The 19,285-nt window shown below is 49.1% G+C and carries 20 protein-coding genes and 1 pseudogene; 6 read left to right on the forward strand and 15 right to left on the reverse strand.

The window, feature by feature from the left end; all coding sequences use genetic code 11:
- Positions 1-32: 32 nt before the first annotated feature.
- The gene (bhsA, locus tag A9587_RS05725) at positions 33-290 is read right to left on the reverse strand and encodes a multiple stress resistance protein BhsA (RefSeq protein WP_105263267.1); all 258 of its coding nucleotides are present in this window, start codon (positions 288-290) and stop codon (positions 33-35) included.
- Between the two features lie 240 nt (positions 291-530).
- Between bhsA and comR the strand changes: the two genes are divergently transcribed.
- Positions 531-1,163, forward strand: a complete 633-nt coding sequence (comR, locus tag A9587_RS05730; RefSeq protein ID WP_000179798.1) for a TetR family copper-responsive transcriptional repressor ComR — start codon at positions 531-533, stop codon at positions 1,161-1,163.
- A 61-nt stretch (positions 1,164-1,224) separates the two neighbouring features.
- Here comR and A9587_RS05735 read toward each other — a convergent pair whose 3' ends face one another.
- The 8 genes from A9587_RS05735 to hinT form a co-directional block, all read right to left on the reverse strand.
- Entirely contained in the window at positions 1,225-1,764 is a 540-nt protein-coding gene (locus tag A9587_RS05735) for a glycine zipper 2TM domain-containing protein (RefSeq protein ID WP_001516195.1), read from the reverse strand.
- A 227-nt stretch (positions 1,765-1,991) separates the two neighbouring features.
- A complete protein-coding gene (gene ndh / locus A9587_RS05740) occupies positions 1,992-3,296 on the reverse strand; it encodes an NADH-quinone dehydrogenase (RefSeq protein WP_010377285.1) in 1,305 nt (434 codons plus the stop codon).
- Positions 3,297-3,682: 386 nt separating this feature from the next.
- A complete protein-coding gene (gene ycfP / locus A9587_RS05745; RefSeq protein ID WP_000587920.1) occupies positions 3,683-4,225 on the reverse strand; it encodes an alpha/beta hydrolase YcfP in 543 nt (180 codons plus the stop codon).
- A gap of 22 nt (positions 4,226-4,247) precedes the next feature.
- A complete protein-coding gene (nagZ, locus tag A9587_RS05750) occupies positions 4,248-5,273 on the reverse strand; it encodes a beta-N-acetylhexosaminidase (RefSeq protein WP_000529327.1) in 1,026 nt (341 codons plus the stop codon).
- Between the two features lie 10 nt (positions 5,274-5,283).
- Entirely contained in the window at positions 5,284-6,108 is an 825-nt protein-coding gene (thiK, locus tag A9587_RS05755; protein ID WP_001516193.1) for a thiamine kinase, read from the reverse strand.
- Complete coding sequence (gene lpoB / locus A9587_RS05760) at positions 6,089-6,730, reverse strand: penicillin-binding protein activator LpoB (protein WP_001516192.1); 642 nt, start codon at positions 6,728-6,730, stop codon at positions 6,089-6,091. Before lpoB ends, thiK begins: the two co-directional genes overlap by 20 nt.
- A 13-nt stretch (positions 6,731-6,743) precedes the next feature.
- Positions 6,744-7,121: a YcfL family protein gene (locus A9587_RS05765; RefSeq protein ID WP_001225274.1), complete on the reverse strand. Its 378-nt coding sequence runs from the start codon at positions 7,119-7,121 to the stop codon at positions 6,744-6,746.
- Positions 7,122-7,123: 2 nt separating this feature from the next.
- Complete coding sequence (gene hinT / locus A9587_RS05770) at positions 7,124-7,483, reverse strand: purine nucleoside phosphoramidase (protein WP_010377279.1); 360 nt, start codon at positions 7,481-7,483, stop codon at positions 7,124-7,126.
- Between the two features lie 286 nt (positions 7,484-7,769).
- Here hinT and A9587_RS05775 point away from each other — a divergent pair.
- A pseudogene (locus A9587_RS05775) lies at positions 7,770-7,925 on the forward strand (TonB-dependent siderophore receptor); the annotation flags it as partial.
- 59 nt (positions 7,926-7,984) lie between these two features.
- On the opposite strand, the gene ptsG reads toward A9587_RS05775, so the two are convergent.
- The 6 genes from ptsG to pabC form a co-directional block, all read right to left on the reverse strand.
- Positions 7,985-9,418 (reverse strand): PTS glucose transporter subunit IIBC, encoded by a 1,434-nt coding sequence (gene ptsG, locus A9587_RS05780; RefSeq protein ID WP_000475699.1) that lies wholly within the window; start codon positions 9,416-9,418, stop codon positions 7,985-7,987.
- A 294-nt stretch (positions 9,419-9,712) separates the two neighbouring features.
- Positions 9,713-10,510 (reverse strand): metal-dependent hydrolase, encoded by a 798-nt coding sequence (locus A9587_RS05785; protein WP_105263266.1) that lies wholly within the window; start codon positions 10,508-10,510, stop codon positions 9,713-9,715.
- A gap of 10 nt (positions 10,511-10,520) precedes the next feature.
- The gene (gene holB, locus A9587_RS05790) at positions 10,521-11,525 is read right to left on the reverse strand and encodes a DNA polymerase III subunit delta' (protein WP_001267909.1); all 1,005 of its coding nucleotides are present in this window, start codon (positions 11,523-11,525) and stop codon (positions 10,521-10,523) included.
- Positions 11,522-12,163 (reverse strand): dTMP kinase, encoded by a 642-nt coding sequence (gene tmk, locus A9587_RS05795; protein ID WP_001257001.1) that lies wholly within the window; start codon positions 12,161-12,163, stop codon positions 11,522-11,524. The genes holB and tmk overlap by 4 nt, the downstream gene beginning before the upstream one ends.
- Positions 12,153-13,175, reverse strand: coding sequence for a cell division protein YceG (gene yceG / locus A9587_RS05800; protein WP_000756887.1), 1,023 nt, complete (start codon positions 13,173-13,175; stop codon positions 12,153-12,155). Before yceG ends, tmk begins: the two co-directional genes overlap by 11 nt.
- Before the next feature lie 2 nt (positions 13,176-13,177).
- On the reverse strand, positions 13,178-13,987 hold the full coding sequence (gene pabC / locus A9587_RS05805; protein ID WP_105263265.1) for an aminodeoxychorismate lyase: 810 nt from the start codon (positions 13,985-13,987) through the stop codon (positions 13,178-13,180).
- 382 nt (positions 13,988-14,369) lie between these two features.
- Between pabC and A9587_RS05810 the strand changes: the two genes are divergently transcribed.
- From A9587_RS05810 to A9587_RS05825, 4 genes are read left to right on the forward strand one after another with little or no spacing between them, the layout of a single operon-like run.
- Positions 14,370-14,906 (forward strand): fimbrial protein, encoded by a 537-nt coding sequence (locus A9587_RS05810; protein ID WP_038354430.1) that lies wholly within the window; start codon positions 14,370-14,372, stop codon positions 14,904-14,906.
- Positions 14,907-14,965: 59 nt separating this feature from the next.
- Positions 14,966-15,640, forward strand: coding sequence for a fimbrial biogenesis chaperone (locus A9587_RS05815; RefSeq protein WP_105263264.1), 675 nt, complete (start codon positions 14,966-14,968; stop codon positions 15,638-15,640).
- Between the two features lie 29 nt (positions 15,641-15,669).
- Complete coding sequence (locus A9587_RS05820) at positions 15,670-18,240, forward strand: fimbria/pilus outer membrane usher protein (protein ID WP_105263263.1); 2,571 nt, start codon at positions 15,670-15,672, stop codon at positions 18,238-18,240.
- On the forward strand, positions 18,240-19,268 hold the full coding sequence (locus A9587_RS05825) for a fimbrial protein (protein ID WP_072041559.1): 1,029 nt from the start codon (positions 18,240-18,242) through the stop codon (positions 19,266-19,268). Before A9587_RS05820 ends, A9587_RS05825 begins: the two co-directional genes overlap by 1 nt.
- The last annotated feature ends 17 nt before the right edge of the window (positions 19,269-19,285 follow it).

Here is a 19,285-nt window from a genome sequence, read left to right on the forward strand (position 1 = left end):
CAGCAGTAGCGGGCATTAATGAGGGTTAATGCTTATTTATAAATTACTGCCGTTCCATGAAGGGTATTCGGGCCGGTTACTGAAGTAATACGGAAAGATTTTGCGCCCATCTCATCCGCTTTTTGTGCCAGTTGTTCTTCCAGCGATCCCAGATTTGTCCCCGCGTTAGCACTGATAGTACCCACTTTTTGTTGACCTTCTGGTGTTGCCTGAACTTCGACAGCCGCAAAGCTGGCAAATGACATGGAGCTTAAAATCGCCGCAGTGATGAGGTTTTTTACGTTTTTCATAATAGTGACCTTATGCAGATGAATGGCGTCGCAAGCAATTACTTAACGATCGATAACTAAATGATAGATGTGATCTGGATCACATACAAGATATTTTTTATAACACTCATTAATTAAATTAAAATTCTTTAAATTTCAGTTAAATAGAGAGCAATTATTTTTCTGCTCTCTGGACTGGTGAACGGTGGTGATTATTTTTATAATAATCATTCATTCACAGCTACAAGGTACAACGGCATCATGGCAACTGACTCAGCACATTGTGTAAAAAAAAGCCGTGGCCGCCCCAAAATGTTCGACAGGGAAGCCGCGCTTGATAAGGCTATGAAACTGTTCTGGCTGCACGGTTATGAAGCAACTTCCCTTGCCGATCTCGTCGAAGCGACCGGAGCCAAAGCGCCGACGCTGTATGCGGAATTCACCAACAAAGAGGGATTATTCCGCGCCGTACTTGACCGCTATATCGACCGTTTTGCCGCAAAGCACGAAGCGCAATTGTTTTGTGAAGAGAAAAGCGTGGAGTCTGCACTGGCAGACTATTTCGCCGCCATCGCGAGCTGTTTTACCAGTAAAGACACCCCTGCAGGTTGCTTTATGATTAACAACTGCGCCACGCTCTCCCCGGATTCTGGAGATATCGCCCATACCGTAAAGTCACGCCACGCGATGCAGGAACGCACCTTGCAACAGTTTTTATGTCAACGCCAGGCTCGCGGGGAAATTCCTGCCCACTGTGACGTAACGCATCTTGCGGAATTTCTTAATTGTATAATTCAGGGGATGTCGATCAGTGCCCGGGAAGGCGCATCGCTGGAAAAACTAATGCAGATTTCGCGGACAACATTGCGCTTATGGCCAGCGCTGGTGAAATAAGACGCAAAAAAAGCCCCTCAGCCTGAGCGAATGAGGGGCTAAATTGCAGAGTACAGCTTTTTTATACTTTGTTATTCAGAACCAGTTGTCCGTTGTTATCCAATGGGATTTGTGTGCCCGGATCGCTACCCATGCGGATTTTGCCCTGCTGATCGCCAATCTTATAGGTCACGTCATATCCCAGCATTTTTTCTGACTTGTCATATACCGTTTTACAACGCTGTTGGGTGGTCGTGTAAGTATCGCTTTCCTGGAGAGAGCCCTGAATCTGATTACCGGCATACCCACCACCAAGCGCCCCCACAACGGTGGCAACATCTTTACCGCGCCCACCGCCAAACTGATGCCCTATAACCCCGCCCGCCACAGCGCCCAGAACCGAACCGGCGATGCGATTTTCATCCTGCACCGGTCGGCGGTGAGTCACCGTGACGTTGCGGCACTCCTGGCGCGGTGTTTTAACTGTTTCCTTGATTGGGATTGCAGAAACAACCTGAGCGTATTGCGGGCCACGTTCAAACACGTTCAGACTGGCTACTGCCGCTACGCCGAGCGCAGCCGCGACACCAATCCCGATACCCGCCAACATTGATTTATTCACGGGAACACCTCCTTCTTTGCAGTTATGCCAATCATGCAAGCGAAGAGGAAAAGCCGCTATCAGACAGAAGATGAAAAACGCGGGAATAGCAGGAAATACTGAATGATTCAGATGAGTCTGAAGGGATGCCTGATGCGACACTTAACGCGTCTTATCAGGCTCACAAATCGTCCTCTTCCTGTAAGGGCGGATGAGGCGTTCACACCACATCCGCCAGTACAAGCCAATTAATGCAGTTTCAGACGCGGACGGATCACGCGGTTAATGCTACCTACCAGCATCATCAGCCCCGTTTTAAAGTAGCCATGCAGCGCAATCTGATGCATGCGGTACAGAGAAACGTACACAAAACGCGCAATACGTCCTTCAATCATCATCGAACCTCGGGTCAGGTTACCCATCAGGCTACCAACGGTAGAGAAGTTCGACAGTGATACCAGCGAACCGTGATCCTTATACTGATAATTTTTTAGTGGTTTACCGTTCATCTGCGCCAGAATATTGTTCATTGCGCAGGTAGCCATCTGATGTGCGGCCTGGGCGCGCGGCGGTACAAAGCCCCCTTCCGGACGCGGACACGACGCACAGTCGCCAATGGCATAAATGTTTGGATCGCGCGTGGTTTGCAGCGTCGGTTCCACCACCAGTTGGTTGATACGGTTGGTTTCCAGCCCACCAATATCTTTCAGGAAATCCGGCGCTTTAATTCCGGCAGCCCACACCATCAGATCGGCCTGAATATATTCGCCATCTTTAGTGTGCAAACCGCCTTCATCGGCACTGGTCACCATCGTTTGCGTCAGTACACGAACGCCCAGTTTCGTTAACTCACTGTGAGCCGCAGCAGAGATACGTGGCGGCAATGCTGGCAAAATTCGCTCGCCCGCTTCCACCAGCGTTACATTCAGGGCTTCGTTGGTCAGCCCTTTGTAACCGTAACTATGTAGTTGTTTCACCGCATTGTGCAGTTCGGCAGAGAGTTCCACGCCAGTAGCGCCGCCGCCGACAATCGCAATGTTCACTTTGCCATTGGCGCCCAAATTAGCAGAGTACTTCAGGAACAGATTCAGCATCTCCTGGTGGAAACGACGCGCCTGGTGCGGGTTATCGAGGAAAATGCAGTTCTCTTTTACACCCGGCGTATTGAAATCGTTGGAGGTGCTGCCCAATGCCATTACCAGCGTGTCATAGGCAATTTTGCGTTCAGGCACCAGCAGTTCGCCTTTTTCGTCGCGCAGTTCAGCAATGGTGATTGTTTTCGCTTCACGATCGATATCAACCACAGAACCCAACTGGAACTGGAAACCATGATTACGTGCATGGGCCAGATAGCTCAGCGCATCAACGCCTTCATCGAGCGATCCAGTCGCCACTTCGTGCAGCAGCGGTTTCCACAGATGGCTGTGGTTACGATCTACCAGCGTAATTTTGGCTTTTTTCTTGCGCCCCAACTTATGTCCAAGCTGTGTCGCCATTTCCAGCCCACCAGCACCGCCGCCGACAATCACAATCTTTTTCAATGGCGTAGTCAACGTGACCCCCTTAAATTTATTAACCAATTGTTAATTAATGGTTATGATCATAGCCCTTAATTAACAGCAGGTTACAGTGATGAAAATGTTCTTCGCTATTGAGAATAACATGAATGGTGCATTGGTCATACCAAAATTGATGTGAATCAAGTTTTGTTGCTGAAAAGATAATCGGATTTACCGGATGAGATCAAAAAACACAGTGCTTTGTTTATTGTTCAAGCAGCTTCGGGAGAGTGAAACAGGGTGAGGTGTTAGGCCTGATAAGATGCACATCAGACATTGGTGCACGGCTGTCGGATGCGGCGTGGACGCCTTATCCGACCTACAGAATCCGGGGCGCATCAGATAGCGGCAAGGTTACCTGATGCGACCGATGATAGCTTTTAACCGAGGGTTTTGAACGCTTTAATACGCTGCAAATGCGGGGAGATGTTTTTGAACTTGTGCGTCTGCTCTTCGTCCCAGACAATCTCGTAATAATGATGCAACTCTTCAGATGTCCGCTGGCTATTAAGCGCTTCATCGTGACGCGACAAGATCACCAGGCAACGATCGCGATTCTTCTCGCGGAAGTTGGTCACACACTTAGTAGCAATATCAGCGTACTCTTCCGGGCGATCAATCTTCCCTTCCATGTTTTCATAAGGGAACAGATTAGGGTTGAAGATCACCTGGCGGATATCACAGAGAAAACCAATCCGCTCCGCCCAGTAACCACCCAGCCCAACACCGCAAATTAACGGGCGCTCGTCAACATTCAGTTGCAGCATTTTGTCCACTTCTTTGAGCAGATGCTGCATATCGTGTTTCGGGTGCAGAGTGCTGTAGCTTATCAGCCGTACATCGGGATCAATAAACTGCAATTGTAAGACTTTTTCGTGGTTACCCGGACTGTTAGAGTCAAAACCGTGTAAATAGATAATCATCGCTTCCTCACATAAGCCAGGGTTAGTGACTTGCTTTCTCTTCCTGCCAGCGTTCATGTAACTGATTCAGACGGGCGCTGATCTCTTTCCAGCGAGCCAAGTCCATCAGTTCCTGTCGCGAAAATGAACCTTTATGATACAAACGTGTAACACGTTCTGCCTTGATCGGTGACAGATTATCTAACACGCTGACGGCCCCTTTACGATTATTGCAGACCAGGATCATATCGCAACCCGCATCCAGTGATGCCTGCCCACGTTCAGCATAACTGCCCATAATCGCTGCGCCTTCCATCGATAAATCGTCAGAGAAAATCACACCGTCAAAACCCAGTTCCTGACGTAAAACGGTCTTAAGCCAGTGGGGAGATCCGCTCGCCGGACGCGGATCAACATCACTGTAGATCACATGCGCAGGCATAATGGCGTCGAGTTTATTTTCGCGAATTAACGTGCTGAAGACTGACATATCTTTGGCACGAATTTCCGCTTGCGGACGCGGATCACACGGCGTCTCTTTATGTGAGTCAGCAGTTACTGCGCCGTGACCAGGAAAGTGTTTACCGGTGGTTTTCATTCCGGCTTCATGCATACCATCAATAAATCGGCTGGCGATTGCGAGGGCTTTTTCTGGATCAGCATGATAAGAACGCTCACCAATCGCCGCGCTGATATGCCCTACGTCCAGCACTGGCGCAAAGCTGATATCAATATCCATAGCGATCATTTCGCTGGCCATTAACCAACCCGCCTCTTGCGCCAGTTTGCCACCCTCTTCCATTCCCAGCAGTGCAGCGAATGATTGCGCCGCCGGTAAGCAGGTAAAACCCTCACGAAAACGCTGCACACGCCCACCTTCCTGATCCACCGCCACCACCAGGTGATTGCGCGAAGCTGCTCGGATCTGACGCACCAGTTCGCGTAACTGCTCTGGATCGTGATAGTTACGCGTAAAGAGAATCAGCCCTCCGACCAGCGGATGCGCGAGAATCTCACGCTCTTCCGCGTCCAGTTCGTAACCTTCAACATCCAACATTACTGGACCCACACTGCTCTCCTTATTGTTTTATTGATAGCTGCCGCCAGGTGTCATTGGCCAGCCTGATAAATTGTTGATCGCCGGTTTGTTGCCAGCGGTACTCAAACCACCCTGCTTTCAGCATCAGCAACCAGGGAAACCAGCGCCTGACCTGACGCCACAATTGCGCCGGATTAATCTTCGCCCGCACGGCATAATCATTAACCAACCGTCGGTGCTGGTCAGTATTTTCCACCCACACCGCCGCCAGTTCCAGCGCGATATCGCCATCACCGGCATACTCCCAGTCGATGAGTTTTAACCCTGACGCGCTATGCACCAGGTTTCCGGCATGAACATCCATATGCAACGGACTCAGGCGTAGTGGCTGTGGTTCCCGCGCTTTGCGCAGACGTTTCAACATTCGCAGCCACCCCGTTGTTCGCCGCGCAGGATCGCTTTGCTGCCAGTACAGTTCCAGTAGCGGCAACAACGTTACTCGCCAGCCAAAACGCGGTTGTTGATGCAAATAATACAGCAAGCCAGCCAGTTCGTCGGTATCTGGCAATTGCGTTTTTACCTCGCCGGGTAAATAGTCAACCACCATCCAGCCACGAAGATATAAATGCGGCTTTGGCGCAAGGTATGCAGGTAATTGTGATAACACCCGATACTGACGTAAAAACGCGGACTGCGACGCATCAGGATCGTGCGGCTGACGCACAACAAAACGCTGATCCTTATATTCAATGAGAAAACTCCCGCCGCTAAGCCCATGATTAAACGTCGCGACGGGATGATACTGCGGAAAATAGCGCGACAGTAATTCGTCGCGCGTGATGGGATTATTGCTGCTGAACGGCACCTTTACCTGACCAAATAATTTCGCCCGTCTGCACCAACATCAGTTGCATTTGTAGGGTCGGTGCATTGACGTTGCCAGAGGCACTGGAGTAAAGCACGTAATGAGCTCCGACATTGCGAGCAATGCCTATGGCTTTACTACGCGTGCCTAAGCTGTCCTGCGGCGACAAACCTAGCTGCTGCTTAGCCATAGAAAGCTGCTGGGCGGAAACAAGGGTAAATTTACCGTTATTGGCCAGCGCATTACGCAGCGTTTCAGTCGCTTCTCCGGTATTCAGCGAACCGTTAGTACGGTTGTTAACGCTATCAACCAGCAGAACGCTCCCCGCAGTCACGCCATCAGCCCCAAGCATCTTACTGACCATTGGTTGCATTGCGCCATTCCAGTCATAATGACGAATATGCGGTGCAGGAGGCGCGGTTTGATCTTCGTGCTCAATTGGCCCTGGCTGCTGCGGGATCGTCGGCACCGATGGCACCGTGGGTACTGGCTGTTGCGGCTCGGCAGGTTGCTCCGGCGCAGGTTTCACCTCTTCTACCGGTGCGGGTTCACGTGGCCCCACACACCCGGCGAGAAACATCGCCAGCGCGGTGATTAAGGCGTAGCGACTCATTTTTGTCATCAAGATTCACCCCTTACAAATAAATATAAAGTCTGACTTTGTGCGCCCCAAGATAATTGGCGCTGCCGTACAGAGTCACCGCTGAACGCGCGGGAATCGTGACACTGCGTGGCGTTTCCAGAGGATGCATCTCCAGCCCTCTGGCGTCATACCAATAAAAACGATAATGAACGGTAACGGGTTCTTGCCTTTCGTTATAGAGCGTCGAGGATGCTGAAGACTGAATGTCAGACATTGAAAAAACAGGCTTTTCTGCGCTGATACCAGCAGCCAGAAGTGATGACTCCATCACCAGAGATTGTTCATCATTCACCGGAATTTCCGGATGTGAGCGACAACCCACCAGCAATAACAGCGCCAGAGACACCAGCCCAAAGCATCCTTTTCTCATCGTTACAGACCTTTATGCGCCAGCATTGGCCCCAACGGACGGCCACCCAGCAGGTGCATATGGATGTGGTACACCTCTTGTCCACCATGACGGTTGGTATTCATGATCAAACGGTAACCATCTTCGGCAATCCCTTCCTGCTCAGCGATTTTTGCCGCCACGGTGATCATGCGCCCCAGCGCCTGCTCATGCTCGGTTGACACGTCATTCACGGTAGGAATGAGGATATTAGGAATGATCAGAATATGTGTTGGCGCTTGCGGCGAAATATCGCGAAACGCCGTTACCAGATCATCCTGGTAAACGATATCGGAGGGGATCTCACGACGAATAATTTTGCTGAAAATAGTTTCTTCTGCCACGACATTTTCCTTTTTCATAATAGCCATGCGTTGCGCCATGCTACGCCGCGCCACACTGCGAGTATAGAGTATGGTCGAGTTAAACCCGCTCTTTCAACCTTAACTCACGATTTATTAAGCAAAAAATCGCTTTACTGCCGCATACATCGCTATTATTCCCATTTCCGCCTGCTAATGAACCGAAAACATGATTTCTCTTTAGTTTATATATTAAACAGGGATACACAGCCGCCATTGTTACCCGCCTGTATTGCGTTGGCATTATTCTTTCGCGCCGAAAACGACAGTTGATCTGTTCACCCGTTATCAGGTGACAAAAAACTTCTCGTTACAGGGGAACGTCAATAACCTGTTCGATAAAACCTATGATCCCAACGTAGAAGGTTCTATCGTCTACAGCGCACCGCGTAATTTCAGCATTACCGGAACGTACCCGTTCTGATTGACGCCAGTAAAAAAGGCAGCCATTCGGCTGCCTTAGTCTCCCCAACATCTTACGGATTAGTGGTTACGGATGTACTCATCCATTTCAGTTTTCAGGTTATCGGATTTAGTACCGAAAATCGCCTGAACACCAGAACCAGCAACCACTACGCCCGCTGCGCCCAGTTTTTTCAGGCCAGCCTGATCCACTTTGGACACATCAGCAACGCTGACGCGCAAACGGGTAATACATGCGTCGAGGTTAGTGATGTTTTCTTTACCGCCAAATGCGGCAACCAGAGCCGGTGCCATTTCGCTAGTACCGGTTGCTTTCGCATCTTCAGTTGCGTCTTCACGGCCCGGCGTTTTCAGATCCAGAGCTTTAATCAGCACGCGGAAGATAGTGTAGTAAACAATCGCATAACCGATACCGACAATCGGGAACAGCCACAGGTTGCTGCTGTTACCAGACAGTACGATAAAGTCAATCAGACCGTGCGAGAACGAAGTACCGTCACGCATCCCCAGCAGAATACAGATTGGGAATGCCAGACCTGCCAAAATCGCGTGGATGATGTACAGGATCGGCGCAACGAACATGAAGGAGAACTCGATCGGCTCGGTGATACCGGTCAGGAACGAGGTCAGTGCCGCGGAGATCATGATACCGCCCACTTTAGCGCGGTTTTCTGGTTTAGCAGAGTGCCAGATAGCAATCGCGGCAGCCGGCAGACCGTACATTTTGAACAGGAAGCCGCCAGACAGTTTACCCGCAGTCGGGTCACCCGCCATATAACGCGGAATATCGCCGTGGAACACCTGACCTGCGGCATTGGTGTATTCACCAATCTGCATCTGGAAAGGTACGTTCCAGATGTGGTGCAGACCAAACGGTACCAGGCAGCGTTCGATGAAGCCGTAGATACCAAACGCAACTACCGGGTTCTGGTAAGCAGCCCACTGGGAGAAGGTCTGGATTGCGGAACCAATTGGCGGCCAAATGAAGGACAGCACAACGCCAGTAAAGATGGCAGCCAGGCCAGAAATGATCGGCACAAAGCGTTTACCGGCAAAGAAGCCAAGATACTCAGGCAGCTTAATACGGTAGAAACGGTTAAACATGTACGCTGCAATCGCACCGGAGATGATCCCCCCGAGTACGCCTGTATCCGCCAGATGTTTAGCGGCAATTTCTTCAGCAGGTAAATGCAGTACCAGCGGCGCAACCACGGCCATGGTTTTTACCATGATGCCATAGGCAACAACTGCGGCCAGCGCAGATACGCCATCGTTATTGGTAAAGCCGAGGGCAACACCAATCGCAAAAATCAGTGGCATGTTTGCAAAGACGGAACCGCCTGCTTCTGCCATAACATGCGATACAACGGCGGGTAGCCAGCTGAAATTCGCGGAACCGACGCCCAGCAGAATACCTGCGATAGGCAGTACGGATACCGGCAGCATCAGCGATTTACCGACCTTTTGCAGGTTAGCAAATGCATTCTTAAACATAATTGAGAGTGCTCCTGAGTATGGGTGCTTTTTTAACGTTCTCACGCGTGGCAAGGGGGGAGAGCCTTACCGTATACAGGGCATCTAAGCGCCCCTTATTTATTACACAGAGTAAAATAATTCAATGTTGATTTGTTTGACGGTTATCACGTTTCAACTTCTGGTCATGAGAGAAGTTGCACATTTTGACAAAACATATGTCAAGATATTTCAAACGTGGTTATCCACCGCCCAATTTGCGGCGGTGAACTTTACTCGTTTTACCCATTAATTACGAGCTTAAAAAAAATTCATTCAACAGATGGATTGAAGGCGGGAAGCGTCGATGTGAAACAGACGGGCGAAGTTATCGGTGGTTACCTGCGCCAGTTCTTCAACGGCAACACCTTTCAACACAGCCATGTATTCTGCAACGTCACGAACCATCGCAGGTTGATTCTCTTTTCCTCGATGCGGTACGGGTGCCAGATAAGGTGAGTCAGTTTCGACCAACAACCGATCCAGAGGCACATAGCGCGCGGCATCGCGTAGCTGTTCCGCATTTCGGAAGGTCACAATGCCGGAGAAGGAGATGTAAAATCCGAGATCCAGTAACTTGCCCGCTGTTTCTCTGTCCTCTGTAAAACAGTGTAGTACGCCACCGCAATCCGTCACTCTTTCTTCGCGCAGAATTGCCAGCGTATCGGCACGGGCATCGCGCGTATGAACGATAACCGGTTTGTTCAGTTCGCGGCCAATCTGGATATGGTGAATAAAGGACTCTTGCTGACGCACTTTAGTTTCCGGCGTGTAATAATAATCCAGCCCGGTTTCACCCAGCGCAACAACCCCCTCTTCTGCCGCCAGGCGGCGTAAATCTTTCACATCGTAGGGATCGTTCTGGTTGAGCGGATGTACACCGCAAGAAAATGCAACGTTGTCACGTTCGCCTACCAGATCTCGCATATGCAAGTAACCCGGTAATGTCGTGGCAACCGCCAGACAAAATTTCACATCGCGCGCGGCGGCTTTCGCCAGAACGTCATCCACGTCCTTATGCAAAGATTCATAATTCAGACCATCAAGATGGCAGTGTGAGTCGACTAAAAACATAATGTCTCTCTTAAAGATGAGGAACCGGTAACACAACGCCCGGTTGCAGGTAATGCTCAATACGCAGTAAAAGATCGGTGATGAGAAGCTCGCGGTTTACGCCTGTGACAGAAATTAACTGTTCACGACTTTGGCAAACATCCCCCAGTATAGCCTGCAGGCGAGAGGGAGAAAGCTGGTTTGCCAGCGCGGCGACAACGCCAGGAACATCAACATTGGTGACATGTGAGGCGTCATAATGGCGTTTGAGCGCATCCATCAACAAAGTTGCCAGCCAATGTAAACGCGCCGGAGCTTGTTCGTGATTAAGTGCCGACAACATCGAATACCAGTCGCCAGATTGCACGCTATGTGCCAACGCCTGACAAAGAGTCTCACGTGCCTGCCAGGTATCTCCCTGAAACAACACCAACGCCGCACCAGGCGAACCGGCGCTCAGGCGCAATGCGGTGAGTATGGCCTCTGGTGACATTGTCACTTCACGCGCAAGCCAGCTCACCGCGTACTGTTCTGGCGGTGGTGCAAGGTAATGCAAGCGACAACGGCTGCGCAGTGTGGCCAGTAAGCGTTCAATTTCTCGTGTAGCGAGGAAAAACCAGGTTTCCGCTGGCGGCTCTTCCAGAGTTTTCAGCAAGGCATTAGCAGCAGCATCAGTCAGCAAGGCGGCATCGGTGACCCAGACAACTTTTGCACCGCCTAAGCGTGCGTGCTCATTCAATTTTTCAGTGACTTCACGCACAGCATCAATGCCCAGCGCGTTCTTTCCTTTTTCAGGTGCAAGAGTGTAATAATCGGGATGTGTCCCCGCCTGCATCAACTGGCATCCACGACAGTGACCACAGCTTTTGTGGCCCTGCGGTTGTTGGCAAAGTAAATAACGGCTCAGAGCATAGATTAAGGCATCATCGCCCATACCGGGTAACGCCTGAATCAGTAGCGCATGGTGACCCCTTCCGGCCTGATAGCTGGCTACCAGTTTTTCGAAATCAGGTCGTAACCATGGATACCATCTCATGCGTCCTGCTCCTTAACCCAGTGAGTCACGGTGGTGCGAATCGCGTCCATAACGGCTTCCAGCGGCTGGGTAGCATCAATGGTATGAATGCTTTTATCTTGTGCGGCCAGTTCCAGGTAGCGGGCGCGGGTACGATTAAAGAAATCAAAAGACTCTTGCTCAATGCGATCCAGCTCGCCACGCGCACGTGCGCGCTTAAGGCCGACTTCTGGGGTAACATCGAGATAGAGCGTTAAGTCAGGGCGAAAATCCCCAAGAACGGCATCACGTAACGTTGCCAGCATATGCTGGTCAATACCACGGCCACCGCCCTGATACGCCTGAGTGGAGAGATCGTGGCGATCGCCAATCACCCAGGTTCCATTAGCCAGCGCGGGTTTGATGACAGTCTCGACCAACTGAACGCGCGCGGCATAAAACATCAGCACTTCGGCTTTATCGGTAATGACTTCATCGCCTACCGATTTGATATCCAGCACCAGGCTTCTTAACTTTTCGGCAAGTTGCGTGCCGCCAGGTTCCCGAGTGAAAACCATGTCACGGATACCCAGTTGCTCAAGCGTCTCGACCACCACGTTACGCGCGGTAGTTTTGCCTGCACCTTCCAGCCCTTCAATGACGATATACTTACTGCGCATTTTTTTCCTTAAGCACTTTCAGATAATCCTGCACAGACTTGTTATGACTGGCAAGATTGGTATTAAACGTGTGACCGCCTTTACCATCGGCCACAAAATAGAGATACGGCGTTTTTGCCGGATGCGCAGCAGCCTTCAGCGAATCCGCCCCCGGTGTTGCAATTGCGCCTGGCGGCAGACCGGTAATGGTATAAGTGTTATACGCTGTTGGTGCTTCCAGATCTGCACGGGAAAGCTTGCCATTATAACGCTCTCCCATCCCGTAAATCACCGTCGGGTCGGTCTGCAGACGCATGCCAATACGTAAACGGTTGATAAATACCGAGGCAACCTGATCGCGTTCACTGGCAACGGCCGTTTCTTTTTCGATAATCGACGCCATGGTCACCAGTTGGTTTTTATCTTTATAGGGCAGCCCATCTGCACGGCCTTCCCAGGCGCTATCGACCGCTTTCACCATTTTCTTGTGCGCTCGTTTGAGTAACGCGACATCAGTGGTATTGGCGGTATACATCCAGGTATCTGGCCAGAACCAGCCTTCAATCCACTCCGGGTTTTCCAGCTCCAGCGCCTGTGCCACGGTGGCGTATTTATCGTCGCTCAACGTGTGCTTAACATACGGTGCCTCACGCAATTGTTTGAGGTAATCGCTCAGACGCATCCCTTCCACCAGGCGTAGCGGGAACTGCGCTTCTTTACCGCTTTCCAGCAATTTCAGCATCTCGCGCACGGTCATCTGTGGTGTAAAACGGTAAGTACCGGCTTTGAAATGAGAAAGATCCGGCTCGATACGCAGCAACCATTGAAATACACGTGGGCGATTGATGATCTTATCGGCATAAAGTTGTTCACCGAGCCCCCGTCGCCCGGTCCCCGGTTTCAAGGTAAATATAGTCTCTTCTTTAATAAGTAATTTGCTGTCAGCAAGGTGGCGAACTTTCCAGACGCCCACACCAGCGGCGATACCCAGTACCACCAGCAATAACAAGACAATCAATAACACTTTTTTCATGACTAATTCGGGTGCTCACAAAGTGGGGCTAAATATTCATATAGCGTTGTTGACGAAAAGGAGACATCGTCACAAGCGCGTACAGGGATAATCGGCATTAGCGCATTACAAACTATCATCTCATCCGCCTGCATCACTTCTTCCAGTGTGGCTTGCACTTCGACAACCTGATAAGAGGATTGTGCCAGTAAACGAATACAGAATTGTCGCATAATGCCGTTGACACCAGCCTGATCCAGACGCGGCGTATAAACTACGTTGTTCTTGCGCCAGAACAAATTAGCCGCACAGCATTCCGTAACCCACCCTTCGCTGTCAAGAACCAGCGCCTCATCAGCGTTTGTCTGCTCAAGATGAGAGCGGATCAGTACTTGCTCAAGGCGATTCAGATGTTTAATACCTGCAAGATGAGGATTGCGCCCCAGCCGTACAGGGCTCAGTGCCAGGGAAATGCCCTCTTGCCGCCAGCGGGCATAATGCTCTGGATATTCAGATACAGTCAAAATACGGGTTGGTGTATAGCAACTGACTGCACCGTATCCTCGACCTCCACAGCCTCGGCTAATGATCACTTTCAGAACACCATTCTGTGATTTTTGTGCTAAACATTGCATTTCGTCTGCCAGGAGTTCCCAATCTGTATATAGAATATTTAACCGCGAACACGCATCGCGAAGACGAGACAGATGGGAGGACAGCAACACGACTTGCCCGTCAACAATACGCGCGGTGGTAAAACATCCATCACCAAACTGAATACTTCTATCGCCAACTGGCAGATTTTCATTACAATACCCATTAATTAAAGGCATTTTTATCTCCGGACTTAAATATACTGAATCAGCTTAATTTCCATTTTGGCAAGAGTTTAGATTATTTTTCACCATTTGTGTCTTACATCTGAAAGTTAGTCAGTTTTATCCTTGCAATATATTCACACATTCAATAAAACATATCAATGTTCGAGGTGACATCATGTCATCTGCCGCCTTACATTCACCCAAATCATTATTCAAATTCTCCACAACATATACACACAAATTATTATTTAAGATAAATTTAAAAATACATTTAGAAGAAATAATTTGTTAAAGGCAATAATATTAATATAATGAAAAGGCCTGTGACATTTAATGTTCACTGGATGGTGAATATTTTTCGCTGTGAAAATAAACAAATACAAGGACAATGTTAATGAAAGTTAAACTAGCCGCACTGGCTTTAGCAACAACCGTGGGGCTTTCCGCAAACGCCTATGCAGATGACGGTAAAATCGATTTTACTGGCAATATTATTGAAGCCGGTTGTACTGTAGACAGTACTCTTACTACACCTCAAACAGTTAAATTAGGCGATGTTGCAAAAACCGCATTTAATGGCGCAGGTACTACTGCCGCAAATACCCGTTTTATCCTTGCTTTGAGCAACTGCCCAGATGCTCTCAAAAGCAAAGCGGTTGTCGTAAAATACGACGGCACGCCGGACAGTACTAACGGTGATTATCTTCAATTAACTGGCTACGGTACTGCTGGCGTTGCTAAAGGTGTCGCTATCCAGCTACTTAATGCCTCCGGTACTGCATTACCGTTAGCAACCTCTTCCGAAGCTAAGAACATTAGCGCAACCGGTGATGCTAAGTTGACCTTCTTTGCGCGTTATATCGCAACTGACGCCGTCGTTAGCGCTGGTACTGCTAACAGCACCGTGAACTTTACGCTGGCATATAACTAATACTCGCATTTTATTAAGGTAAAACCGGAGCATTCCGGTTTTACTTTCGAGGTTAATTAATGAAATCATTAAAGACACTGATTGCTACGGCATTATTTTTAACCATAAACACAGCGCATGCGGGTGTTATTATTGGCGGCACAAGGGTTGTGTATCAGGGTGAGAAAAAAGAAACCTCACTAAACATTAAAAATCCCGACAAATACTCATACCTGGTGCAGTCATGGATTGACGAGGATGACAGCAACAACAAAAAAACCTCTTTTATCATCACACCTCCATTGTTCCGTTTAGGTGCAAACGAAGAAAACATGCTGCGAATTATTCACACCGGTGACAATTTACCCACCGATCGTGAATCCATGTACTGGATGAATATAAAAACGGTTCCTGCGACGGAAGCGACACCGACCACAAATACGTTACAAATTGCGATAAAGACACGCATCAAACTCATTTATCGCCCGGTGGGTCTGTCTGATGTACCGGAAAAGTCAACGGATAAGCTGTCCTGGCGGCGGAATGGTCAGCAGTTGGTCGTCACCAATCCAACGCCCTATTACATGAACTTTAGCACCGTCAACATTGGTAACACGATGGTCAAAGACGCCACTTATGTTGCACCAATGGATAGCGCGAGCTTCACTATTCCTTCAAATGCGACAGGCAACGTCACCTGGACACTGATCTCAGATTTTGGTTCCACAGGTAACGAACATCGCGCCACGTTGTAAATTTTTACTCTAACCCGAAGGATAACGGAATGTCCGCAGACGTCAGACAAAAAAGAAAAATTCTCAGCAAGATAGCCTGCTTTATTGCCTTGCAATGCTCAATTTCGGCGTCTAATCCTGCATTTGCACGCGAATATTTCAACCCCGCCCTGCTCGGTATTGACGGCCCGAATACAGACCTAATCGATTTGAGTTCTTTCAGCGAAGGAATTGGGCAAATGCCTGGGACTTATCGTGTTGATATAATCATCAACCAGATGGCTCAGGGCACATATGATATTCCGTTTACGATGCAAAAAGAGACGAACGGAAATTCTTCATTACAACCTTGCATTAGCCCGGAAATGTTAAAGACATTTGGTGTTCGTACCGAACAATTTCCACAACTGAACAACAGCAGCGAGTGCGCCAATTTGTCCGCCATTCCGATGGCCAGCACTGAGTTTATATTCAACCGTCAGCAATTGATGATCACTGTGCCACAAGCCGCAATGAACAATTCAGTGCGTGGCTTTGTTCCCCCTGAACGGCTTGATGAAGGCATAAACGCGCTACTGCTCAACTACAATTTCTCGGGCGCGAATACCGCCACGCGAAATTCCGACGGTACAGACACCGACAGCTACTATCTCAACCTGCTTCCCTGCCTCAACATTGGCCCATGGCGAGTGCGTAACTATAGTACCTGGAGTCGAGACACCTCCGGTGGAGATAAGCAGGAAAACTGGGATTCAATTTATACTTACGCGCAGCGTAATATTATCGCACTGAAAAGCCAATTGACCGTCGGCGATAGCACTTCCGCGTCGGACATGTTTGACAGCGTGCCTTTTCGCGGCGCTCAAATAGCCTCCGATGACGATATGTTACCTGATAGCATGCGCGGGTATGCCCCTATGGTACGCGGAATCGCCCGTACCAATGCCCAGGTGATTATTAAACAGAACGGCTACACCATTTATCAGACTTATGTCTCGCCGGGTGCGTTTGAAATTACCGATATGTACCCTACCGGCAGCAGCGGCGATCTGGATGTCACGGTCAAAGAAGCCGACGGCAGTGAACAGCACCAGATTATTCCGTTTGCATCCGTACCGATATTGCAACGTGAAGGCCGGCTGAAATATAGCCTGACCAGTGGACAATATCGCCCCTACGATAACAATGTTGAAACGCCATGGTTCACACAAAGCACGGCTATCTACGGCCTGCCAGCCGGTTTCACACTCTATGGCGGCGGTCAGTTCTCTCAACATTATCAATCGCTATTAGGCGGTTTGGGTAAAAACTTCGGTACCTTAGGCGCAGTTTCCGTTGATGTCGCACAAGCCTGGTCACAGCAGCAGGATCAAGACAAAATAGGAGGTCAGTCATGGCGAATTCGTTACAGCAAGAATTTCCTTGAGACTGGCACGAATATTTCGATATCTGGTTATCGCTACTCGACATCTGGCTACTACAGCTTGCAGGAAGTGCTGGATACCTGGCGTGATAGCAACAAGAATACGACTGACGATCGGCGGCGCAATCGCGCAGAATTTTTGCTCGCGCAAAACCTCGGTTTAAACTATGGCTCCCTCTCGCTAAACGCAATCAGTGAAGATTACTGGAACAGCGATCGGAAGATGCGTTCGATTGGCGCAGGCTATAGCAATAGCTGGAATAACATTACTTTCAACATCAATTACAGTTATAACCGCAACACGAGCAACAGCAGCATCACGGCCAATAATAATGGACAGACGATCTACGACGAAGATCAGATCCTCTCACTGAGTATCAGCCTTCCGCTCGATCGTTGGCTAAGTAATAGTTCGGCAAGTTATAACCTGAACACCAGTAAAAAAGGCAATACCAACCATTCAATTGGGTTAAATGGCAGTGCCCTCGAGCAACAAAATTTGAACTGGAGCTTGCAGGAAAGCCAAACAAACCATGGAGAGGGTAACGGCGGCTACGCCAGTGTGGATTACCAGGGAACTTACGCCAGACTCAATGCAGCCTATAGCTATGATCAAAACCAGCAACGTGTGAACTACGGTATTGAAGGTGGCGTTGTAGCACATGCCGACGGTATTACATTGAGTCAGTCGTTAGGGGAAACCGTCGCCCTGGTGCAGGCACCTGGTGCCAATGGGGTTAGCGTGTCCAACCAAACTGGCGTCAAAACGGATTACCGTGGCTACACGATCGTTCCGTTCGTCAACGCATATAAGGAAAATGCCATTTCACTGGAAACCGAGACACTACCTGATGATGCCGATCTCACCATTTCCAGCAGAACAGTTACACCAACCCGTGGAGCAATTGTACGCGCCACCTTCAACACACAAGTGGGTAAGCGCGTACTCATAAACTTAACCCGACCAGGTGGAACAGCAGTACCATTTGGCGCACTGGCATCCATCGATAAGAGCACCAGCGCACAAGGCTTTATTGTGGGCGATAACGGTCAGGTATATCTCACAGGTATGACAGAAAGCGGTGCGCTAAAAGTGAAGTGGGGAAATGGTGTGGGTGACTCTTGCCAGGTATCATTTAATTTACCCGTCACCGCACAAACGGGTGGTGTCATTCAGACAAACGGGGTCTGTAAATAATGCAATATACAATTTTCAATCATAATGGAAAAAAAACTTTCCGCCGCACCACTATCCTCCGTCTGTTTGCCGCCATTGGGATGGCAACAAGCCCGGTAATAGTATCTGCAACCACATTTGATTTAAGCGCCGCTGATACGTCAACCAAACCATATATATTATCTAATACCGGTATTCCTGCGCAGGTAGGGGGAAAAACCTGGTTTGATGACTGGGGGCAGAACTGGTCGCTAAAAGTTTCTGGGGGCGGGTCGGGTACTGCTTATGCAGAAGTGACGATTAATGGGCAAGAGGTAGCAGGTTTTACTGGAGATGATGGCGCTACCGTTTATAAAACGAGTAACCCTGGTATTGGTATTGCCTATCAAGTAACTTACAGGCCTGACGTCTCAACACCGATAAAGGTTTTCAACCCGCCATTCCGGCTGGATTTTTCCGGTGCAGGCGCGGGTGGATTCTTCATTGTTCGCTATGAACTTATCAGACTGACTGACTTCTTGCCTGCCGGGCAGATTGTTCCACCTACAGTTACGGTGACTTATCATAATCCCGATGGAACCAGTAAGACGTTTACTGCCCGCTCGGGTACTAGCGGTCAACCAAAGTACACGGCCTGCACCATCACGGCACCAAAAGAGATAAAACTGCCAACGCTTTATGGCAAAGATTTAGTTAATGGTGTCCAGGGTGAGACAAGTGTTCCAAAAATAAGTTTAACCAATTGCCCGGGAGCAATGGATAGCATCAACTATAAATTCACAGCAACCTACGGCACACATGACGCGGCAAATGGCGTTATGAAGGCACAAACCGGTAATGATTATGCCAAAAATGTCTATATAAGATTTATGAATGGCGATAATACTCCCTACAACCAATTAAACAGCCCTAAAAAATTAACGAGTTATATTGGTTCAGGAAATTACGATTTGCCTGATTTTAAAGTTGGTTATTTCATCGACGATATAAATACAGTCACTGCCGGAAAGGTAAACTCCGCGCTTCAACTCGACGTGACTTATAACTGAACCTAAAGGAGAATATT

This window comes from Escherichia sp. MOD1-EC6162, from assembly GCF_002965125.1.
Taxonomy (GTDB): domain Bacteria; phylum Pseudomonadota; class Gammaproteobacteria; order Enterobacterales; family Enterobacteriaceae; genus Escherichia; species Escherichia marmotae.